19 protein-coding genes, 1 tRNA gene and 2 pseudogenes are annotated in these 20,888 nt (G+C 70.1%); 6 read left to right on the top strand and 16 right to left on the bottom strand.

The window, feature by feature from the left end; all coding sequences use genetic code 11:
* Positions 1-156 precede the first annotated feature (156 nt).
* Positions 157-309 carry a hypothetical protein gene (locus JAP66_RS32240; RefSeq protein WP_235999199.1) on the bottom strand — a complete coding sequence of 51 codons (153 nt, stop codon included), beginning with the start codon at positions 307-309 and terminating at the stop codon, positions 157-159.
* Between the two features lie 961 nt (positions 310-1,270).
* Between JAP66_RS32240 and JAP66_RS20660 the strand changes: the two genes are divergently transcribed.
* The 4 genes and pseudogenes from JAP66_RS20660 to JAP66_RS20645 all read left to right on the top strand — a co-directional run bounded on the left by JAP66_RS20660 (position 1,271) and on the right by JAP66_RS20645 (position 3,909).
* Positions 1,271-2,110 carry a ribosomal RNA small subunit methyltransferase A gene (locus tag JAP66_RS20660; RefSeq protein WP_199433456.1) on the top strand — a complete coding sequence of 280 codons (840 nt, stop codon included), beginning with the start codon at positions 1,271-1,273 and terminating at the stop codon, positions 2,108-2,110.
* Between the two features lie 212 nt (positions 2,111-2,322).
* Positions 2,323-3,003: pseudogene (locus JAP66_RS20655) on the top strand (S1C family serine protease); the annotation flags it as partial.
* Positions 3,004-3,154: 151 nt separating this feature from the next.
* Positions 3,155-3,763 (top strand): oligoribonuclease, encoded by a 609-nt coding sequence (gene orn / locus JAP66_RS20650; RefSeq protein ID WP_199433455.1) that lies wholly within the window; start codon positions 3,155-3,157, stop codon positions 3,761-3,763.
* 70 nt (positions 3,764-3,833) lie between these two features.
* Positions 3,834-3,909, top strand: a tRNA-His gene (locus JAP66_RS20645).
* Positions 3,910-4,349: 440 nt separating this feature from the next.
* Here the strand turns inward: JAP66_RS20645 and JAP66_RS20640 are convergent.
* The gene (locus JAP66_RS20640) at positions 4,350-4,892 is read right to left on the bottom strand and encodes an SgcJ/EcaC family oxidoreductase (RefSeq protein ID WP_199433454.1); all 543 of its coding nucleotides are present in this window, start codon (positions 4,890-4,892) and stop codon (positions 4,350-4,352) included.
* A gap of 472 nt (positions 4,893-5,364) precedes the next feature.
* Between JAP66_RS20640 and JAP66_RS32235 the strand changes: the two genes are divergently transcribed.
* Entirely contained in the window at positions 5,365-5,838 is a 474-nt protein-coding gene (locus JAP66_RS32235) for a nitroreductase/quinone reductase family protein (RefSeq protein ID WP_307849649.1), read from the top strand.
* Positions 5,839-5,888: 50 nt separating this feature from the next.
* Here JAP66_RS32235 and JAP66_RS33235 read toward each other — a convergent pair.
* The 7 genes and pseudogenes from JAP66_RS33235 to JAP66_RS20605 form a co-directional block, all read right to left on the bottom strand.
* Positions 5,889-6,304 (bottom strand): annotated as a pseudogene (locus JAP66_RS33235) (DUF6924 domain-containing protein).
* An 82-nt stretch (positions 6,305-6,386) separates the two neighbouring features.
* On the bottom strand, positions 6,387-6,707 hold the full coding sequence (locus JAP66_RS20630) for a DUF5615 family PIN-like protein (protein ID WP_199433453.1): 321 nt from the start codon (positions 6,705-6,707) through the stop codon (positions 6,387-6,389).
* Positions 6,704-7,075: a hypothetical protein gene (locus tag JAP66_RS20625; RefSeq protein ID WP_199433452.1), complete on the bottom strand. Its 372-nt coding sequence runs from the start codon at positions 7,073-7,075 to the stop codon at positions 6,704-6,706. The genes JAP66_RS20630 and JAP66_RS20625 overlap by 4 nt, the downstream gene beginning before the upstream one ends.
* Positions 7,076-7,123: 48 nt before the next feature.
* Complete coding sequence (locus JAP66_RS20620; protein ID WP_199433451.1) at positions 7,124-9,715, bottom strand: family 78 glycoside hydrolase catalytic domain; 2,592 nt, start codon at positions 9,713-9,715, stop codon at positions 7,124-7,126.
* Between the two features lie 35 nt (positions 9,716-9,750).
* Positions 9,751-11,025, bottom strand: coding sequence for an ABC transporter substrate-binding protein (locus JAP66_RS20615; protein ID WP_199433450.1), 1,275 nt, complete (start codon positions 11,023-11,025; stop codon positions 9,751-9,753).
* Positions 11,026-11,064: 39 nt separating this feature from the next.
* Positions 11,065-11,886: a carbohydrate ABC transporter permease gene (locus JAP66_RS20610; RefSeq protein WP_199433449.1), complete on the bottom strand. Its 822-nt coding sequence runs from the start codon at positions 11,884-11,886 to the stop codon at positions 11,065-11,067.
* Positions 11,883-12,845, bottom strand: coding sequence for a carbohydrate ABC transporter permease (locus JAP66_RS20605; protein WP_199433448.1), 963 nt, complete (start codon positions 12,843-12,845; stop codon positions 11,883-11,885). The genes JAP66_RS20610 and JAP66_RS20605 overlap by 4 nt, the downstream gene beginning before the upstream one ends.
* 250 nt (positions 12,846-13,095) lie before the next feature.
* On the opposite strand from JAP66_RS20605, the gene JAP66_RS20600 reads away from it, so the two are divergent.
* On the top strand, positions 13,096-14,097 hold the full coding sequence (locus JAP66_RS20600) for a LacI family DNA-binding transcriptional regulator (RefSeq protein ID WP_307849648.1): 1,002 nt from the start codon (positions 13,096-13,098) through the stop codon (positions 14,095-14,097).
* A gap of 111 nt (positions 14,098-14,208) precedes the next feature.
* On the opposite strand, the gene JAP66_RS32230 is transcribed toward JAP66_RS20600, so the two are convergent.
* The 7 genes from JAP66_RS32230 to JAP66_RS20565 all read right to left on the bottom strand — a co-directional run bounded on the left by JAP66_RS32230 (position 14,209) and on the right by JAP66_RS20565 (position 20,856).
* Positions 14,209-14,541, bottom strand: a complete 333-nt coding sequence (locus JAP66_RS32230) for a putative quinol monooxygenase (RefSeq protein ID WP_199433446.1) — start codon at positions 14,539-14,541, stop codon at positions 14,209-14,211.
* A gap of 172 nt (positions 14,542-14,713) precedes the next feature.
* Positions 14,714-16,405, bottom strand: a complete 1,692-nt coding sequence (gene groL / locus JAP66_RS20590; RefSeq protein ID WP_199433445.1) for a chaperonin GroEL — start codon at positions 16,403-16,405, stop codon at positions 14,714-14,716.
* 30 nt (positions 16,406-16,435) lie between these two features.
* Positions 16,436-17,461, bottom strand: coding sequence for an NAD(P)-dependent alcohol dehydrogenase (locus JAP66_RS20585; RefSeq protein WP_199433444.1), 1,026 nt, complete (start codon positions 17,459-17,461; stop codon positions 16,436-16,438).
* Positions 17,458-18,159, bottom strand: coding sequence for an iron-sulfur cluster assembly protein (locus JAP66_RS20580; protein ID WP_199433443.1), 702 nt, complete (start codon positions 18,157-18,159; stop codon positions 17,458-17,460). The genes JAP66_RS20585 and JAP66_RS20580 overlap by 4 nt, the downstream gene beginning before the upstream one ends.
* A complete protein-coding gene (locus tag JAP66_RS20575) occupies positions 18,156-19,196 on the bottom strand; it encodes an amidohydrolase family protein (RefSeq protein ID WP_199433442.1) in 1,041 nt (346 codons plus the stop codon). Before JAP66_RS20575 ends, JAP66_RS20580 begins: the two co-directional genes overlap by 4 nt.
* Before the next feature lie 122 nt (positions 19,197-19,318).
* The gene (gene mimD, locus JAP66_RS20570; protein ID WP_199433441.1) at positions 19,319-19,690 is read right to left on the bottom strand and encodes a propane 2-monooxygenase effector subunit MimD; all 372 of its coding nucleotides are present in this window, start codon (positions 19,688-19,690) and stop codon (positions 19,319-19,321) included.
* Entirely contained in the window at positions 19,687-20,856 is a 1,170-nt protein-coding gene (locus JAP66_RS20565) for a ferritin family protein (RefSeq protein WP_199433440.1), read from the bottom strand. Before JAP66_RS20565 ends, mimD begins: the two co-directional genes overlap by 4 nt.
* Between the last annotated feature and the right edge of the window lie 32 nt (positions 20,857-20,888).

Below are 20,888 nucleotides of genomic sequence, written 5' to 3'. Positions count from 1 at the left end.
AGGGTGGCCCAGCTCCGGTAGGGCCGCCATCGCTCTGCCACGTTCCCGAGCGTCGCCAGGTCGGTCCGTCGATGCCGTACAGGTGCACCATCTCGGCGTGCAGCCGCGGTTCGGCGAGCGGGAAGATGTCGGGGTGGCCTGCGCCGCGCATGAGGATCAGCGCGGCGAGAACGGTCCTGTGCCGGGCAACTGCCGCAGTTGCCGCAGCGCGTCCTCCGCCGGCATGGACCGGAGGGCGTCGGCATCGAGGATGCCGACCCGCGCGGCATCGGCGATCTCCCGCAGTCGCTGTCTCCTGAGCGCCGACAACCCGAGCGGCTCGTCGAGCGCACGGAGCGCCGCCGGGGCGGGAACGACGGCAGCGGGTGGCCCGCGACGCCGACGACCTCGCCGTATCGCCGCGCGATCCGCCGCACGATCGTCGCGGCCTGTGCGACTCGGATCCGGTGGCAGATCATCGCCCAGCAGGCCGCCTCGTACGGGGAGTGGAAGAGCACAGGGCGCAGGCCGGGATGTCGCTCCCGCAAACCGCCCATAACATGGTCGGCCCGGCCGATACGGCGAATCGAGTGCCGTCGACGTCCAGCGAGAGGATGCGGCGCACCTGATCGATCATCATCGGCACCGCCTCCGGCGGGGCGTCGACCACCACCCGCACCGCGCCGGGTGATCGTTGCCGTGCGAGCACGCCCGCGTGCTCCCACGTTCGCTGGACCGGGAACGCCAGCCGCAGCGTGCCCGGTCCGGCACCCGACGGGGCCGCTGGGCCGAACCCTCCCCACTCTCCCGGCCTTCCCGGAACCCGGCGGACCCTGCGAGGTCGAAAGGCCCGCGAACGAGGACGTCAGTGGTGATCGTGCGGGCTGCGACTGTCATGACCATTTCGGACTCCTCTGCGGGCAAGTTCTGTTGTGGCGAAACTAGGAGCCCTGGACGACGTTCGGAAGCGGCATGCGCGCGAACGGATCCGTTCGGCGCCGAATCCGCGCGAACAGGCAGTCTCGCTCGGCCTCGGCCCCGCGCGAACGGAAATCCGGTTGCGGGTCCTGCTAGCTTGCGGACATGGGAACTTTGGGCACCCGCTGCGTCACGTTCGCCCGGCTTCGGCCGCGGCGCGCCTGAACGCGGCGACCACGAGCCCGGCGCCGGCGGATCCCGCCGGTCGTCTCTTCCTTTCTGCTGATCGTTCCCCGCAGGGCTTCGGCCGCCGCGTCATGACGTCCGCGCGCGCCCTCCGGCGCGCTCCCCTCGTCCATGACGGAGCGATCCGATGCCCAGACACCGGCGGCACCACCCTGCCCGGAAAGATCCACGGCCGAACCCCTCCGGCGTCCACTTCCTCACCGCCAGGCACATCGTCGACGACCTGGTCCGGTCATGCGCCCCCGGCCCGGACGACCTGGTCGTCGACTTCGGCGCGGGGACCGGCGCGGTCACCGCGGCGCTCGCCGGGACAGGCGCGAGCGTCCTCGCCGTCGAACGCGATCCCGAGTTCGCCGAGCAGCTACGCGACCGGGTCCGCGGACACGGCAACGTCCGGGTCGGCCTCGGCGACGCACGGACTTTTCCTTTGCCCCGCAGGCGTTTTCTCGTCGTGTCGAGCATCCCGTACTCGATCTCGACCACATCGCTGCGCCGCCTGCTCGGCCCACGCGACACCGCCATGCACCGGGCGGCGCTGATCGTCGAGTGGGGCTTCGCCAAGCGGCTGACCGCGCCCGTGCCCCGCTCGCGCGAGCTCGCGTGGTGGGCAGCACGGTTCGACATCCGGCTCGTCCGTCGAGTACCCGCGCACAGTTTCCGGCCCGCACCGCGTGTCGACTCCGCGCACGTGCTCCTGCGCCGCGGGCCGGAGCTGGGGCCCCGTGCCGAGAGGGCACTGTGGACTCTGCTCGGTGCCGCGTACTCCGCGCCGCGCGCCCCGGCCCGGAACGTCGTGGCGCTCACCGGGCGCAGGCCGCGCCGCTTGCTCCGTGACCACGCCATCGACCCCGACGCCGATGGCAGGCAGGTGCCACCGGCCAGGTGGGCGGCGCTGGCCGCCGAGCTCGCGAGGGACCGGAGCCTGCACTTCCCCCCGCTGCCCCGCTCGCTCACGGCGCGGCGATGAGAAGGGGTCTTCGAACCCGCCGGAGCGGACCGTGGGACTGTTTCCGCAGCTCAACGGTCGTGAGTGAGTAGCCGCGTTCTAACTCGGCCAAACACTCACGAGCGGTGACCAGCCACAACACCGAGAACGCGCAGACACCGCAGCAGCACCAACTGGCTCCGCCGCCCGCGCCACCACCTGCTCGTCCCCGCCGCCGGCGGCTCGGCGTCCTCATGACGACCACCGCCGCCGTCGCCGCACTCGTGGGCGGGACAAGCGGAGTCGCGATCGTCACGGCGGCAGGCGGGACGGCGGCCGGCTCGGCCACCTCGCCGGGGTCGGCCACGGGGCAGACTGTCTCCACCACGACGGACGTCAGCACCGTCGCACGGCAGGTCCTGCCGAGTGTGGTGCAGGTCGACGTGCCCACGGCCACCGGCGAGGCGATCGGCTCGGGGGTCATCCTGACCGCCGACGGCCGGATCCTGACCAACGCGCACGTCGTCGACGGCGCCACCGGTGACGTCACCATCACGCTGTCCGACGGCACGCGATACCAGGCCACGGTGCTCGGGCCGACCGCACGGCCGACATCGCCGTGCTCCAGGCCCGCGACGCCGGTGGCCCCAACCCCGGCGAAGCTCGGCGACTCCGGCGACCTGCGGGTCGGTGCCGAGGTCGTCGCCATCGGCTCGCCTGGCGGCCTGCAGAACACGGTGACCTCGGGCATCGTGAGCGCACTGAACCGGAAGCTCTCCGACATCGGGCAGCAGGAGGACACGCCTCCGTTCGGCCGGCAGGTGGCCAACGAGTCCGCCGGCACGCCGAGCTACACGGCGATCCAGACGGACGCCGCGATCAACCAGGGCAATTCGGGCGGGCCGCTGGTGAACATGGCGGGCGAGGTGGTCGGTTCAACTCGGCGATGTACTCGCCATCGGCATCATCCGGCAGCGTCGGCATCGTGTCCGGCACCTGACCCTTCCGGGTGCGGATATCCGAGATCCGGTTCGGGTACCCGCCCGTCGCGCCGCGTCGCCAGTCCCGTCACGTTAGGGTTTCCCGGTGACCGACCGTCTTGTCTGGATCGACTGTGAGATGACGGGGCTCGACCTCGTCAAGGATGCCCTTATCGAGATCGCCGTGCTGGTGACCGACGCGGACCTGCAGGTGCTCGGCGACGGCCTCGACCTCGTCATCCATGCCGATGACGACGCGCTGGCGAACATGCCCGACATCGTGCGTGACATGCACGCCCGCTCCGGCCTGACCGACGAGGTGCGCCGCTCGACGGTCACGCTGGAGCAGGCCGAGCGGCAGGTGCTCGAGTACGTCCGCGAACACGTGCCGGACCCGCAGACCGCGCCGCTCGCCGGCAACAGCATCGGCACCGACCGCGGCTTCATCACCCGGGACATGCCGAAGCTCGACGCCCACCTGCACTACCGCATGGTGGACGTTTCCTCGATCAAGGAGCTCGTGCGCCGCTGGTACCCGCGTATCTACTACGCCAAGCCGGAGAAGGGCCTCGCCCACCGGGCGCTGGCCGACATCAGGGAGTCCATCGGCGAGCTCAGGTACTACCGCAGGACCGCCTTCGTCCCGCAGCCCGGCCCCAGCACCGAGCAGGCCAGGGCCGCCGCCGACGAGGTGCTGCGCGCGCGGAACGAGTAACCCGGTTCGTTGCCGCCACGGCGGCACGCTACGATGATCCGGTCGGGGTGCTCGCTGAGCACCCCGCATGGTGGGTGTAGCTCAGTCGGTAGAGCACCTGGTTGTGGTCCAGGGGGCCGCGGGTTCAAGTCCCGTCACTCACCCCACAAATCCCTGGTCAGCGCACTGGCGTGGCGATGGTCTCCCCAGGATCAACAGCCAGGACGCGGGCAACTGGCACAGGGTTTGTGCTCGGTGCGGTCCGCACAGGGCACAACTCCGCTGCGACGCGCGGTCACGGGCGGCAGGAGGCGAGCCACTTCCATACCGCGCGGCCTGATATGCGCGGGGTGCGAACCGCTCACGAGTGCCCAGCTCCTCAGGGGCGGGAAGTCGATCAGCGGCCTCACCCATTTGGCCGCGTCCACCGTCAGCGCCTTCGCGAGCCGCATCACCGTGCTCAGACGAGGATCGGCCAGCCCACGCACCGCAACCTCGCCGCTCCGACCTCGGACAGCCGGTGGGCACGGTGGGTGGCGCGGCTACTGCCCACAGTGACCTCGAAGAGGCCATGGCATGGCTCGACGTGGGCCAGCCCGGCCCCGAGCTAAGGCAACTCCACGACCCTGGTGTTCTGAAAGGACTCCTGCGCCCACCGGGAGTGGCGCTTCACCATGACGTTGGTGTTCCTGGACAGCGAGTCCTGGCGGCAGGTCGGCTCCGACGGCACCAGCTGGCAGCTGGTCCGGACGATGACCGCCAGGTTCGGCCCAGCGAAGCGGACGTGCTCGTCGACAGTGTGCAGCCGCGTCGGCTCGATGTAGCTATCGAAGTAGTACTGCATCCCGGTCGCGATGCCCTCCCTGGTGCGCAGATGATCGCCGTTGAAGGTGACGACGTCCGCGTCCGCCGTGAAGGTCGCGGCGAACGCGTCCCCGTCCTGGCGGAACCACGCATCAGCCTGCCGCTCGCGGATGCGTTCGAAAGCGGCCAGCGCGCGGTCGCGGTCGCCTGTCCCGCCCGGCCTTCCAGCACCGTGCGTGGTGGGTTCGGCGGCGGCCAGCAGCGACGCCGAGCCCACCATCACGGTCGCCGCGGCGAGAGTGGCCAGGAGACGTCTACGCCAGGTGTTGCCCATGAGTCTCGCCATCCGAGTCGGGTGGCCGCCGTTGTCGTACGGCCGGCACGGAAACTAGGGCGTCGTTCGCGACGGCGTCGTCCTCCGCCGGTTGCGTCCCGCTGCCGGGCGGCTACAACCCGAGCAGGCGCCTGAGGACGTGCGCATGCCTACGGGAGACCTCCCACCTGCTGCGCGCTGGATTGCCCAGCACCCGCACGAGCGCACCGTTGAAGCCGGGGCAGGAGTTCGCGCACGTGGTCGAGGTTGGCCGACGGAGCCGAACGGTCCAGGCCGGGTGGGGAAGGGCTCCCACGGACACGTTCCGGCCCGGCGCGGTCAGGATCCGCAGGTAATCGAGATACTGCTGCGTTTCGTCGACCCCGCGCAGCGGTTCTTGCAAGTACCGCTCTGGCGACGTTTCACCTCTACTGGCCACCTGCGACCGGGGCTAGGCTGGCGTCCTGTCTGCGATCGCAGCCAGTCAGGCGTGTGGGAGGTCACTGTGTCCGTCGAGCACCGAGCGAGGGCTCCGTGGCTCCCGCCGCGCTGGTTCATCCGGCTGATCTGGTCAGTGCACCGGGGCGTGCACCGGGTCACCGGCGGCCGCGTCGGGCTGTGGCGACCACGCACCAACCGCTGGGGCACGCTGCGGCTGACCACCACCGGACGCCGCACCGGCCTGCGACGCAGCGTCATCCTCGGATACTTCGAAGACGGCCCGAACCTCGTCTCGCTGGCCATGAACGGATGGGGCGAAAGTGAGCCCGCCTGGTGGCTCAACCTGCAGGCACACCCGGACGCGACCATCGATCTCGTCGACGGGCAGCGGCTCGTGCGTGCTCACGCCGCAACAGGCGACGAGCGGTCGCGACTCTGGGCCCGCTGGCGCGAGATCGACGCCAACATCGACGGCCACGCCGCGCGGCGGCCAGCCGAAACCGCGGTGGTGGTCCTGGAGCCAGTTGAGGGCCCCTGATCGCGCCTGGAGACCCCCGCCCCTGGCGCGATCAGCGGTAGCAACGGGCGTCAGAAGCCACGGAAGACGCCGTCTCCGTCGAGCGATCTGGTGAAGTCCTCCCAGTCCATGTTCGCCAAGTTAATGTTGTTCTCCACGCTCCACAGCGCGGAGGGCGCTACCCGGAACGGCCTGTGCCCGGTTCGGTCGCCGTCACGGCGCGGAAGCACCCGGACGGCGAGAATCGGGTGCTCGTCACCGGCGAGGGTCGTCTCGTCCGCGAGGAAGGAAACGATCGGCCCGCCCGGCTGCCGCGCCCTCAGCGCTTCGGCGCTGAGACCCTCGAACGCGGGTCATTCACCAGAGCGACGTTCGCCAGGAACCCGTCGTCGCTGGGCGTCCGAGTCTTCAGGACAAGAGACTCCCACGCGCTGTCATCACCGAACCAGGTGCGAATGAGGGCTGAGGCGCTCGGCAACACAGTCATGCGCGAACTTTAGCGGCCGCTGCACACGCTCCCCGGCGTGAACGGACATCGCGCACCCGAACCGCCGGGCGGACAAGCATCCTCAGCCCTTACGCGGCCAGTGGGCACCCAGGTAGGGCTTCGGGTTGACCGGGGCCCAGCCGTCGAGGAGTTTCGCCAGCGCACCCCCCGCGGGCGGGTTGCGCTTGAGCACGAACACCAGCACCACGTCGCGCTCGCCCGCGAAGTCGGCCACGTTCTCGGTGACCACCGCCCGGCCCTCGGCCCGCGCTGCCGCCACCTCCGCATCTTCGACCGCCCCCAGACCAGCCTCGAACACGTGCACCGCATCGTGCGCGTAGTCGTCCCGGAGCAGCCGGGCGGTCATCGCCGGGAACATCTCGTCGATCAGGAACGCACTCACGCTATGAGCGCCGCACGCTGTTCCGCGGCACGGCGACTGCGCTCGGCCAGTTCCCGATTGCGCTCGATCCCGCCGCGAATGTCCTCGACGTGCTCCACCGCATACTCGACCGCGATCCGGTCCTCCTCAGGGCCGTCGAGCTCCCGCAGCCGGGCGACGACCTCCCACACGTCCGGACCGGCCGCCAGCGCCGCACGCCGATCATGCGCCGGACCCCGGAACACGATTCCCGGATGGTCCAGCCGGTCCACACCCTCCAGGATCAGCCGCTCCAGCAACGCCGTCGCGCTGACTCCTTCGAGATCGGCCCGCCCGGCGAGCTTGCGTTTGGCCGTCTCACTGATCCGAAACGACGTACTCGACGCCACGACAACCTCCTGCCACATACCTGCAACCGCAAGTGTTGCGCAGGTGAGCTACATCGGCACCCGCCAGTGGTGCCGCCCGGAGGCCACCGTGAAGGGCGACTGACCGGGCAGGTCGACGGTGGCCGTGCTACCCGCCGGCACGTCGACGTCGACGGCCAGCTCGCCGTGCTCGGCCCGCCAGCTCACCGACGCCCGGCCGTACGGTGTCTCGTGCGTCGCCGCGGCGTGCGTCAGCCCGGCTCCCGGCCGGGGCCGGACGAGCAGGCGGCGGTACCCCGGCTCGGCCGGCGCGAGCCCCGCGACCGTCCGATGTAGCCAGTCGGCGACGGCGCCGAGAGCGTAGTGGTTGAACGAGGTCATCTCGCCGGGGTTCACCGTGCCGTCGGGGAGCAGGCTGTCCCAGCGCTCCCAGATGGTGGTCGCGCCCCGCGTCACCGGATACAGCCACGACGGGCACTCCCGCTGGGTGAGCAGGGCATACGCGGTGTCGAGCTGGCCGGTGTCGGCGAGTGCGTCGCAGATGACCGGCGTCCCCGCGAAGCCGGTGGCGATGCGGTGCCCCTCGTCGCGCACCAGCTCGGCGAGCCTGCGGCCCGCGGCCTCCCGCTGCCTGCCCTCCGGGATCAGGCCGAACCGCAACGCCAGCGCGTAGGAGGTCTGCGCGTCGTTGTGCAGGAGCCCGGACGGCCGGACCCAGCGCCGGACGAAGGCCCCGGCGACGGCACGGGCGAGTTCGGTGTAGTGCTCGTGATCGCGCCGGTGACCGAGGACCGCGGCCGTCTCCGCCAGGACGGCGGTGGACCTGGCGTAGTAGGCGGTCGCGACGAGGTGGCGGTCCGCCTTGGCGTCGGCCGGGTCGTCGGCGGGCGCCGACGGGTCGAGCCAGTCGCCGAGCTGCTTCCCTGTCTCCCACAGGTGGTCGTCGCCGGCCTGCGCGGTGACGCGGTCGACCCACGCCTTCGCGCTATCGTACTGCGCCCGCAGCACTCCGGTGTCCCCGAAGCGCTGGTACAGCTCCCACGGCGTGAGCACGGCCGCGTCTCCCCACACGGCGGCGGGGAAGGGCGGGATCCAGCGTGGCGCCGGGATCACCGGCACGAAGAACGGCACCGTACCGTCCGGCAACTGGTCGGCGGCCAGGTCCCGCAGCCACGAGCCGAGCATCCCGGCGCAGTCGTACAGGTAGGCGGCGGTGGGCGCGAAGACCTGGATGTCGCCGGTCCAGCCAAGGCGCTCGTCCCGTTGCGGGCAGTCGGTGGGGATCTCGAGGAAGTTCCCGCGCATACTCCACACGACGTTCTCGTGCAGACGCTCGATCAGCGGATCGGAACAGCGGAAGGTGCCGGTCCGGCGCATGTCCGTGTGGTAGACGCGTGCCGTGACCTCGCCGGGTTCGGCGTCGCCAGTCACCTCGGCGTAGCGGAAACCGTGGAAGGTGAACCGTGGTTCCCACACCCGTTCGCCTTCGCCGCGCAGAACGTACTCTTCCGTCGCCTCCGCGTTCCTCAGTGGACGGACGTACAACTCGCCGTCCTGCAGCACCTCCGCGTGACGGAGCCGTACGGTGGAACCGGCCGCGCCGTCGACCCTGATTCGCAGGCGGCCGACGAGGTTCTGGCCGAAGTCGAGGATCGTCCTGCCCGACGGCGACGTGAGCACCGCGGCCGGCCGCAGCTCCTCGGTGCAGCGCACCGGCGGCCCGGTCGGCGCGACGAGTGTGGAGAGGTCGCGCCGGAGCACGCGAACCGGCGACCAGTCCGTGTCGTCGAAGCCCGGCTCCGACCAGCCGGGCAGCTCGCGGCGCGCGTCGTAGCGCTCGCCGTCGTAGATGCTCGCCAGCCGGATGGGGCCGGTGGCAGCCCGCCAGCCGGGGCCGGTGCCGACCGTCTCGGACGTTCCGTCCTCGTAGCGGATCTCCAGCTGGGCCAGCAGCGCCACCGTGTCACCGTAGATGTCGCGGGTGCCGCCACCGAAACCCAGCCGTCCCCGGTACCACCCGTCGGCCAGCCACGAACCCAGCGCGTTACGCCCCTGGCGCAGCCCCGCCGTGACGTCGAAGGTCTGGTACCGCAACCGGTGACCGTAGCTCGTCCACCCCGGCGCGAACGCCTGGTCACCGACCCGCTCACCGTTGAGCTCCAGCTCGTACAGCCCGAGTGCCGTGGCGTAGAGCCGGGCCGAGGCCACCGTGCGGGACACGGTGAACTCGTGCCGCAGCAGTGGCGGGGCCTCGTCGGAGCCGTCCCGGGACACCCCGGCGGGCGCGACGAACGACGCGGTCCATTCCCCCGCGGCGAGCAGCCCGGTCTCCAGGTGCAACACCGGGCTCCACGCCGAGGGCGCGTCCCCGCCCTCGCCCCACACGCGCACCCGCACCCGGCGCCGCGCGCGCGAGCCGAGGGCCGCGTGTCCCCACGGCACGAGGACGCTCTCCGCCGACTCCACCCGCCCGGTCGTGGCCGTCTCGTCGGTGCCGGGGTCGACGACCTCGATCTCGTACGCCGACTGTGACCAGCCAGGCACATCGGTGTCGACCTGCCACGAGATGCGGGGGCGGTTCTCGCCGATCCCGAAGGGCTCGTCGTGGTGCTCGGCCCGGGGCGTGCGTACGGCGATCGGCTGCTGACTGTGTTGCGGCAACGGAAACCTTTCTTTCGGTGGCTGCCGGACGCCGGTCAGGCGCCCTGCTGGTAGGCCTCGTCCATCCGGCGGAGTGCGTCCGCGGGCGTGGTCCGCCCGCCGAGCAGCTCCTGTACCGCGGTGAAGTGGGCCTGCTGGACGCGCGCGTTGGGCCACTGCTGGTCCATGTACGGGAAGGTCTTGCCCTCCTCCTGGTACCGCTGCAGCGTCGTCAGCGCCGGGTCGACGGTGAACTGGTCGTTCGGGATGGACGGCAGCGCGGCGTTGGTCTCCGCGTAGAGGTTCATGCCCTCGGCCGACATCAGCCAGTCGACGAACTCCAGTGCGCCGTCCTTGTGCTCCGCGGCGGCGTTCACGCCGTAGGAGGATCCGGCGGCACCGGCCATCCTCGTCTCGGCCGGATCATCGGTGGCGGGCAGCGGCCGCAGGTCGAAGGACACGTCGTCGCCTGCCTGCTCCTTCAACGCGGGCACCGCCGAGTTGACCTGTACGACACCGAGCGCATCGCCCTTCGCCACCTGGGTGAGCGAGGACTCGTAGCTGGTGCCCAGCGGGCTTTCGTTGAAGCAGCCCCTTTCCTGCATCTCCACGTACTTGTTCAGCGCGCTCTGCCAGGCCGAGTCGGCGAACGTCGCCTCGCCGTTCGCCATCTGCTGTGCGAATTCGGGATTCGGGCCGTACACCAGGGTCGGGGTCAGCGCGTAGCTGGTCAGCTGCGTGACCCACGGCGTCTGGGCACCCAGCGAGAAGGCCACCTTGCCCTCCCGCTTCGCGGCCGCGCAGAAGTCGAGCAGCTCCGTCCAGGTCTCCGGCACGGCCAGCCCGGCCGCGTCGAGCGCGGTCGTGTTGTAGACGGCGCCGATGCCGGAGAAGCCGACCGGCGCGATCCACGTCTTGCCGTCCCGCCGGGCCACGGGCTTGATGCCTTCGGAGATCTGCTCCGCCCACGGGCGGCCGGAAAGGTCCTCCAGGTATCCGGCGCCCGCCGCGACCTCCATCGCCACGGGATTGCCGTTGCCCGGCCAGACGAACAGCACGTCGGGCGCGGTCCCAGAGGACAGCTGGGTGCGAATCGTCGTCTGGTACTGGTCGAGCGCCGCGTAGGTCACCTGGATCTCGGCATCGGGGTGGGCCTCCTCGTACGCCGCGACCGCCGCGTCGAGGGCGGGCTTCTCGTTGGAGGTGGCGGCCACGGTGACGGCCCCGTCCCCGCCGTCGCCTCCCGCGCTGCCGGGCCCGCTGGAGCACGCCCCGGCGGCTCCGAGCGAGAGGATCGCGCCAAGGACGAGTACTCGTTTCGCGAACTTCATTGTTCTCTCCTCGTTCTCCGGATTGGAGTCGGTCCTTTCTCAGCCCTTGAGCCCGCTCGCGAAGCCCTTGATGATGCTGCGCTGCATCGCGAAGTACACGAGCAGGATGGGCGCGATGCTGATCACCAGGCCGGCGAAGACGAGATTCCACTGCGACACGTACTGCCCGACGAAGCCGAACAGCGACACGGGCAGGGTCTGCTGGTCGCTGCCCGCCAGGTACAGCAGCGGCGTGAGGAAGTCGTTCCACACGTGGAGGACGTTCAGGATCACGACGGTTCCGGTGATCGGGCGCAGCAACGGGAACACCACCCGGACGAACGTCCCGAACGGTCCCGCGCCGTCGATCGCGGCGGCCTCCTCGTACTCGAGCGGCACGGCGCGCAGGAAGGCCACGTAGAGGAACACCGAGAAGGGCACCTGGAGCCCGGCGTAGTAGACGACCAGCGCCCAGACGCTGCCGAGCAGGCCGAGGTCGCGCATCGTCGTGTACAGCGGGATCATGGCCAGCTGCATGGGCAGCAGCAGCCCGATCATGAAGACGTAGAACGTGACCCTCGACCAGGCCCTGGTCGCCCTGGCCAGCGGGTAGGCGGCCAGCGCGGAGACCAGCACGATCAGCACCACGCTGCAGACGGTCACGGCCGCACTGTTGGCCAGCGCGCCCGCCAGGCCGCCCCGCACCCACGCGCCGCCGTAGTTCTCCAGCGTCGGGTCGGTCACCGGGGCCAGCGGCGACGACTGGTCGCCCGGCTTCTTCAGGGACAGGTTGACCAGTACGTAGACCGGGAAGAAGAACAGCAGCGCCGCGCCGATCATCAGCAGTTCGAGCGCGAAGGTGCGCAGGCGGTAGCGGTTCACGACGCTCCCTTCTGCCGCCCGAGCGCCTTGTACTGGGCGCCGGAGAGCACAGCGACGAAGAGGGTCAGCACCAGCGCCATGGCGACGCCGTAACCGAAGTCGTTGAACTGGAAGGCGTTCTTGTAGATCAGCGTCGACATCGTGTCGGTCGCGTTGCCCGGACCACCCTGGGTCATCACCCACACCTGGTCGAACAGCTTGAGGCCGCCGATGATCGACAGCATCAGGTTGATCGTGATCGCCGGCGCGAGCTCTGGCCGGATGATGTGCCAGAACCGCCGGAAGCGGCCCGCGCCGTCGATCGTCGATGCCTCGAGTACCGCCTCGGGCACACCCTGCAGGCCGGCCAGGAAGATCACCATCGAGTAGCCGGCGAACTGCCAGACGACCACGCCCACGATGCACCAGAGCGCGATTGCCGGGTCGCCGAGCCAGTTCTGTCGCCACGCCCCGAGCCCGACGAGTTCCAGCAGGCCGTTCACGGCGCCGTCCGGGGCGAGCAGGTACTGCCACAGGTATCCGGTGGCGACCGGGGTGATGATCGCGGGAGCGAACAGCAGCACCCGCAGCACGTTGCGGCTCTTGATCCGCGTGTGCACGCCAAGGGCGAGCAGCAGGCCGATGAGGTTCTGGATGATCGTGACGCCCGCGGCGATCAGCAGCGTGTGCCAGATCGCCCCGGTTGCGGCCGGGTCGTCGAACAGCCGCACGAACTGGTCCACACCCACGAACTCGCTGGCCCGGGACAGGCCGTCCCAGTTCGTGAACGCGTACCGGGCACCCTGCAGGCTCGGCCACAGCACGATGAAGGCGTAGAACAACGCCGCCGGAACGACGAAGAACCACGGAGCCCTGCGCGCGTGGGACGGCCTGCGTCTCACCTGCCGCGTCCTGCCGGGCCCGGCCCCCTCGGCGGGGGCGGCGGCCTCGACGGCCGGCGTCACCGCGTTACGCACCATCGCACTCCGCTCTGCCAGCAGTACGTATAACGTTCTACGTGAACGTGCAGAGCAGCATCCAGCGGCGCGGTTCGCCTGTCAAGACGCAGTCCGGTTCCGGACGCGCAAGTACGCGTCTCATCTGGAAACCCGGCTGCACACGGGCGAGCCCGTGCGCGGTCTACACTGCCTACGATGCGGTAGTTCGTTCTACTCAGCCAGGGGAGCACATTCGATGGGATCTGCCACGCGGCGTGTAACCATCACGGACGTGGCCAGGGAGGCCGGCGTCTCCACCGCCGCGGTGTCCAAGGTGCTCCGCAACGCCGACGGCGTGAGTGCTGCGATGCGGTCGAAGGTGCGGGCGGCGATGACGGACCTGGGCTACCGCCCGCACGCGGCGGCCCGCGGAATGCGCGGCAAGACGTTCACGGTCGGCATCGTGCTCGACAGCATCCGCAATCCCTTCTTCGCCGACATCCTCGACGGCGTCACCGACGAGCTCGGCGCCACCGACTACCAGGTTCTTCTCGGGGCGGGCGGATTCGGCGCCGAAGGACAGGCGAAGCTGGCCGACGCCATGGTGGACCGGCGGATGGACGGGCTGATCCTGATCGCCCCGGGCATGGCCAAGGCCGACATCGTCCAGACGGCAGGCCACGTCCCGCTCGTGATCGTCGGCCACCACGACGCCGCCGACGAGTACGACTCGGTGGTGGACGACGATCTCGCCGGAGCGGCGCTGGTCGTCGACCATCTGGTCGCGCTCGGTCATCGGCGGATCGCCCACACGTCGACGACGGGAACCCGCGCGAGCGGCTGGTCACGCACGCCGGACAAGGTGCGCAGCCGCGGCTACCGCGAAGCCATGCGCAGGCACGGGCTCGCCGAGCACCTCACCGTCGCCGCCACCAGCTTCTCCGAGGAGGGTGGCTACCAGGCCGCGAAGGAACTCCTCGGCAGGCCGGACCCGCCGACCGCCATCTTCGCCGGGGCCGACGTTGCCGCCTTCGGTGTGCTGCGCGCCGCTCACGAGCTCGGCCTGCGGGTCCCGGAGGACCTCTCCCTCGTCGGCTACGACAACACCACCACGGCCGCGCTGTCACCGGTGCAGCTGACCAGCGTCGACCAGGCCGGCCGCACGATGGGCTCGACGGCCGCCCGGCTGCTCATCGAGCGCATCGACGGGCGGCGCCACGCCATGCGCGCCGCGAGCTCACCGACGCTCGTCGTCCGCGGGACGACCGCGCCGCCCCGGGCTCACCCCTCGTGAGTGCCTACACGAGTTAGAACTCGCGTACGCACTCACGAGTTGAGGTGGCCCGCCGGGCGGTGACCGGTCATCGTGCGACTGTATTCCCGGTTGCCTCCGGCGGCCCGCCTCCTATGCCCGCTGGGCCGGGGCGAGCTCGGCCATCCGTCCCCAGCCGTCGCCGGCGACCTCGACGTTGACGATCTCCGGCGTCCTCGCGATCACCTCGGGCATCCAGGACATCGCCTTCTTGAAGTGCTCGGAGCCGACGTGCCGGGCACCGGCCTCCCTCGACTCGAAAGCCTCCAGGAGGACGTACTGCTCCGGCGTGTCCACGCTGCGGGACCACTCGAAGAACAGGTTGCCCGGCTCGGCACGGGTGGCCTCGGTGAACTCGCGCACGCGCGCCGGCCAGTCGGCGCTGTGCTCGGCGCGGACGGTGAACTTGACGACGATGAAGATCACGGACTCGCTCCTTTGCGGACGGTTGAGGGCGGGGCCCTGGCCGTGGACCTCGGCGCCGCGACTCGCTCCGGCCCACGACCAGGTCAGCCGGCGCCCGGCGGGGCCGCGCTCCGACTGAGTCTCGGTGCCACCTGCGGGCGCAGGCGCACCGGCGCGGCCACCACCGGTGTGCTCAGCCGACGGAGGGGCCCATCCCGAGCGACTGCGGTGTGCTGGCATCGGGCGAAGGCTGGCGCAGCCCCTCGTCGAGCTCGCCGAACTCGCCCATCAGCGCCGGGCTGCCACCCCACGGGGTCTGTGCCTCGGCGATCAGCGAGTTGGTGGTGAGCAGCAGGCCCGCGACCGAGGCGCCGTTCTGCAACGCCGAGCGGGCCACCCGCAGCGGGTCGATGATGCCGAGGTCGATCATGTTGCCGTAGCGCTCGCGAAGCGCGTCGAACCCCTCGTCGGGGCCCAGCTCACGAGTGCGCGCGACGATCTCCTCGGCGGGACAGCCCGCGTTCTCCGCGATCAGGGCCGCGGGCTCGCTCAGTGCCCGCCGGACGATGTCCGCGCCGATCTCGTAGTCGCCTTCGAGGCCCAGGTTCTCCAGCACACGCTCGGCGTGCAGCAGCGCGGCCCCGCCGCCCGCGACGATGCCCTCGGCCATCGCCGCCCTTGTCGCCGAGAGCGCGTCCTCCACGCGGTGCTGAAGCTCCTTCAGCTCGGCCGGGGTGGCCGCGCCGACCCGGATCACGGCCACCTTTCCGGTGAGCGCGCCGATCCGCTCGCTGAGGACGTCCTCGTCGACGCCGTACTGGGCGCGGTCCATCTCGGCCCGTAGCTGGTTGACGCGGAACTCGACGTCCTCGGCGGAGCCGGCACCGTCGACGATCGTGGTGCTGTTCTGCGTGACCCGCACCTGCCGGGCGCGGCCGAGCTGCTCCAGCGTCATGTTCTCCATGGTGAAACCCGACTGCCGGGACAGCACCGAGCCGCCGACCACCGCCGCGATGTCCTCCAGCTTGTGCAGCCTGCGGTCGCCGAAGCCGGGTGCCCGCACCGCCACCGCCTGGAACGTGCCGTTGGTGTGGTTGTGCACCAGCATGGACAGCGCCGTGCCCTCCACGGTCTCGGCGATGAGCACCAGCGGGCGCGGTGCGCGCATGATCTTGTCCAGCACCGGCATCAGCTGCTGGACCTTGGTCACCTTCTCGGCGCACAGCAGGATGTAGGGGTCGTCGACGACCGCCTCCAGCCGGCCGGGATCGGTGACCAGGTACGGCGACAGGTAGCCGTTGTCGAACTCGAAGCCCTCCACGAAGTCGACGCTCATGCCGATCCGCGGGGACTCCTCGACGGTCACGATGCCGCTGTCGCCGACGGTGTGCAGTGCCTTGGCGATCACCGAGCCGACGGCGTCGTCGTTGTTGGCGGAGATCGAGGCGACCCTGGCGAAGTCGGCCTCGGTGACGACCGGATGCGCGACCGTCCGCAGGTGTTCGACCAGCCGTCCGACGGCCAGGTCGATGCCCCGCTTGACGAGCACGGGGTTGCCGCCCTTGGCGATCGCGGTCATGCCCTCGTGGATGATGGCCTGCGCGATGACCGTGGCGGTCGTGGTGCCGTCGCCGACGATGTCGTTGGTCTTGATCGCGGCTTCCTTCACCAGCTGGGCGCCCATGTTCTCGAACTGGTCACGCAGGTGGATGTCGCGGGCGATCGTCACCCCGTCGTTGGTGACCTCGGGCGAACCGGTGATCTTCTCGATGATGACGTTGCGCCCCTTGGGGCCCAGCGTGGACTTCACGGCGTCAGCGAGCTTGTCCACGCCGATCCGGAGCAGGTCGCGGGCGTCCGAGCCAAAGCGGAGATCCTTGGCCATGGTGTTGCTCCTTCTCTGGTGCGAGGTGGGTCAGGGAACGAGAATCGCGCGGCCACGGACCCGGCCGGCGTCCAGATCGGCCAGTGCGTCGAGCGCCGCGTCCAGCGGATACCGCTTGGTGTGGAGGGTGACCTTGCCCGCCTGCGCAAGCACCATCAGCTCGGCGAGGTCGTTGTAGGTCCCCACCAGGTTGCCCACCACGTTGCGCTCGGTGGAGATGATGTCGATCGTCGGGATGTCGATGTTGCTGCCGTAGCCGATCACGAAGTGCGACCCGGCGCGGCGGGTCATCGCGAATGCGTCCTGCTGGGCGCCCTGCTCGGCGACGAAGTCCAGCACCACCTCGGCCCCTTCGCCGCCGGTCAGGTCGAGCACCGCCTCGACCTGCTTGCCGTCGGCGAGCACGGTCTCGTCGGCACCGAGCCGCGCGGCCAGTTGGAGGGCCTCCTCGTTGCGGTCGACGACGACGATCCTGGTCGCCGTCAGCGCGGCCAGCGACTGGATGCCGATGTGGCCGAGCCCGCCGGCCCCGTTGACCACGCAAGTCGTGCCGGGAGGCAACAGCGGCGCCGCCTTGCGCACGGCGTGGTATGCCGTGATGCCCGCGTCGGCGAGCGCGGCGACGTCCTCGGGGCGCGTCGCGGGGTCGAGCTTGATGCAGGCCCGGGCGGAGGTGAGCAGGTACTCCGCCATGCCTCCGTCGGAGTCGATGCCGGGGAACGCGTTGTCGGCACAGTGCATGTCGTCGCCGGCCCGGCAGGCACGGCACAGCCCGCACGTCGGGGTGGGATGCAGGATCACGGTGTCGCCGACGGCCACGTTGGTCACCGCGGAGCCCACCTCGTGCACCCAGCCGGCGTTCTCGTGGCCGATCGTGTAGGGCAGCCGCACCCCGGACTTCTCCGCCCACTGCTCCTCGATGATGTGCAGGTCGGTGCGGCACACGCCGGCGCCGCCGATCCTCACCACCACGTCGAACGGGCCTTTCGCCGTGGGCTCCGGCACGTCCTCGACGACCGGCTGCCGGTGGTAGGAATGGAGCCGGACCGCCTTCATGACACGCCCTCCTGTTCCGTCACGCCGTACCGCGTGCGCAGCAGTCCCCGGCACAGCCCCGCGTTGCCGTCGATGCTGACCCGGACGGCCCGCGCGAACCGCAGCCGCTCGGGCAGGCGCCCGGCGGGTACCGGCGCGCCGTCGTCGTCGACGAACAGCGGCGCTTCGGCGCCGGTGGGCAGGCCCATCTCGGCCCGTCGCCGCAGCAGGCTGTCCCGCTCGGCGGACTCCGGGAGCTGGCCGAGCGTGGTGTCCGCCAGCGCGTCCACCTGCCAGCCGTCCTCGATCAACCTCCGGCAGGTGCGCTCAAGGCAGGCCAGGTGCGCCTTGCTGCGGAACGTCCGCCTCAGCTCCTCCAGCTCACCGGTCGCCTGATCCGCGAACGCACCGGCGAACCCGGCCTCGGCGGCGACCCCGGCGTTGATCTCCTCGGCGGCGAAGTGGTCGGTCAGCCGCACCTCCACCCGGTCGAACTCCGGCAGCGCGAGCAGGGCGTCGTAGGCGTCGGCCACCATCAGGTACGCGAAGTTCGGGGCGCAGAAGTACGTCGGCAGCCGCAGGCGCACGCTGACCTCGCCGTCGCGCACCGCGGCGGCCACTACGAAGCCGAGATCGGTGATCGGCTGGTCGAGCTCGGGATCCCGGACACCGGAGAGTGCCTGCCAGGCCCGCTCGGCCAGCGTCACTGTCGCGGTCATGCCGGCACCACCGGCGCGGAGCCGACCGCTTCCCCGCTCTCCACCGGCGCGTCCGCGACCGCCACGGACGGCGGAACGTCGATGTCGTAGAGCTTCGCGGCGTTGAGCCCGAGGATCTTGCGCTTGATGTCGGGCGTCAGCACGCCGTACTCGGACTGCATGTCCTCCGGGATCTGGAAGTCGACGAACTGCTCGACCAGCCACTTCGGGTGCCAGATCGCGTAGTCGCTGGCGAAGGTGAGCCGGTTCTCGTCGAGCCAGTAGAGCAGCTCCCCGATGATCTGCGCGAAGTAGCGGGGCCGCGAGTGGATGAACGGCATCGCGACCGCGAGTCCGCCGTAGACGTTCGGCTCCTGCGTGGCGATCCAGCAGAAGTCCTCGAGCCGCGGCAGCCCGACGTGCTCGATGATGAAGTTCAGCCCAGGGAACGCGGTGGCCACGTCGTCGACGTCGGCCACGTCGAACGCGTCCCGGTTCAGCGGGTAGATCGTCGGTCCCTTGTGGACGTGGATGTTCCTGACCCCCAGCTCCTCGCACTTCTCAAGATAGCGGTAGGACCAGTCGTCGGTGAGCTTCCAGCCCTTCGAGGAGCCCTTCCACTCCGCGGTGTATAGCTTCACGCCCCTGAGGTTCCAGCGTTCGGCCAGCGCCTCCAGCTGCCCGAGGCCCTCCTCGCCGTCGCGCGGGTCCCAGGCACCGTTGACGATGAACTTGCCCGGATGCCGCTCCGCCACGGCGCCGTCCTGCTCGGTGGTGTTGAACCCGTTGACGTAGAAGTCGGTGAGGTAGGTCGGCTGGAAGATCGCCTTGTCGACGTAACCGACCTCGAACAGGTCCTCGACCAGCGTCTCCTCCGAGTACTTCCCGAACTTCTCCAGCGACCACACCCATTCCTCGGGGCTGAGGTTGCGGTGGTAGTCGTAGAAGCACTCGGTGAAGCCCTTGCCGTACCGGTTGGCCTGGTTGGCCGGGCTGCCGTCCCAGAAGTGGACGTGGCTGTCGACGATGTAGTAGTTCTCTCCGTCCTTGGTATACATGATGCGCTAGGTCTCCCTTGCTGGTGTCGCGGTGGCGGGTCCCGGCCCGCCGGGCCGCGCCGGAGCTGTGTCCGGCCGCGGCCCGGCGAACCGTTTCCCGGGGTGGTGATGTGCAGCGCTCGTCACCGAACGGGCTTCAGGTCGAAGTCGAGGTAGTCGGCGGCGTCCTCGGGGTTGGCGAACATGATCGTGCGGTCGTCGAGGTGGATCATGCGGCCGTAGTGCGTGGACATGCTCTCCTCGAACTCGGCCTGGTCGAACCAGCCGTCCTCCTCGCCGGCCGCCTCATCGATCTCGGCGTAGACGACGTCCATGCGCCGGTGGGCATCGACACGGATCATCGAGGGCAGCGGGGTGACCGTGACGTCGTCCTTGGTCCGCATCACCTCGGCGATGATCTCACCGACCTGGTTGTTCATCAGCGTGAAGCCGCACATGTTGGAGGCGGTGCTGTTGGAGGCGAACGGGCTCTCCGCCGTCTTGGATGTCGTCACTGGTTCAGCTCCTTCGGTGCCTGCAGGCCGAGATCGGACAGGATTCCGCCGAAGCGGCCCTTCGCCCGGTCGAGCCCGTCCTCGAAACGGGGTGGCTTCGCGTCCGGCTGCGACCACAACGGCTGCAGCATCCGCACCGCGCTCAGGCAGCGCGGCACCCACGTCGCCAGCCACGACTGCATGATCTTCGTGTTGTGGTCGGCGAACTCCTTGTCGCTGACCAGTGGCTCGAACAGCACCCGCGTGTAGCGCAGGTCCCGCTCGGCGTAGTCGTACTCCTCCGCCCCGATCAGCGTCGGGGTGACGAAGTCGCCGTTGCCGGGCGCCGCCTGCTGCACCAGGTTGCTCCGGAACATTTCGCCCACCAGCGGCTCGAACACCACGTTCGCGGCGAACACCGCCTCGGCCCAGTCCCAGATCCCGGTCAGCTGCTCGGCGGTCTCCCGCACGCCCTGCCAGCTCGGGTCGTTGTTCCAGGTCTCGTGGTGGGCCGTACCGTCGAACCCCTCGATCTCCTCGGACAGCGTGAGGTTGTACAGCGCCAGGTCCTGGGCGGAACGGATGCGGTGCATGCTGTTCACCGAGATCGCGGTGTTGTGCATGTTGGTCGGGCCCCTGCGGTTGGCGTTGGCGAACAGGTACAGCCCGAGTCCGTGGTCGACGTGCATCCACGCGCCGACGTGCTGCGCGACGAACTGCACCCAGTTGCGGTTCCACTGCTCGAACGCCTTGGACTGGCGCGCGGCCTCCACGTTCTGGTTGAGCTGGCGGACCACGTTGGAGTTGTTCCGGTAGATGCTCTGTTCCCACTCCTCGTTCGGGTCCCGGAACTCGTGCCAGCCGTGTGCGGGCCACTCGTAGCCCTGCCCTCCCGAGCCGGGGAAGCGCTCGGGTTCGGGCCGGTCGGAGCCCCACGCCTTGAGCGCAGTCCACTCCAGCGGGTAGCCACCCTTGCCGTCGGCGAACCCGTAGAGCCAGCCCTGCGACAGGTAGTGCCGCGGGTCGGGCTGTACCTCGACGGTCACGTCCTCGTAGTGACTCTGCTTGCGTTTCTTGGGGACGAAGTAGTTGAAGTGCCGCAGCTCCGAGTCCGGGAAGTCCCTGGCGCCCGCCTCGGCGTCGGTGAACACCGGCTTCGGCACGCTGCGTTCTGGCGTGACTGTCATCGGCCTTGTCCTTTACCTTCGATGCTTGGGAT

Origin of the sequence: Qaidamihabitans albus, assembly GCF_016464705.1 — a bacterium.
In the GTDB taxonomy this organism is placed as follows: domain Bacteria; phylum Actinomycetota; class Actinomycetes; order Mycobacteriales; family Pseudonocardiaceae; genus Qaidamihabitans; species Qaidamihabitans albus.
Note: the sequence above shows the minus strand (reverse complement) of the source record. Positions and strands in the feature narration are given on the sequence as shown.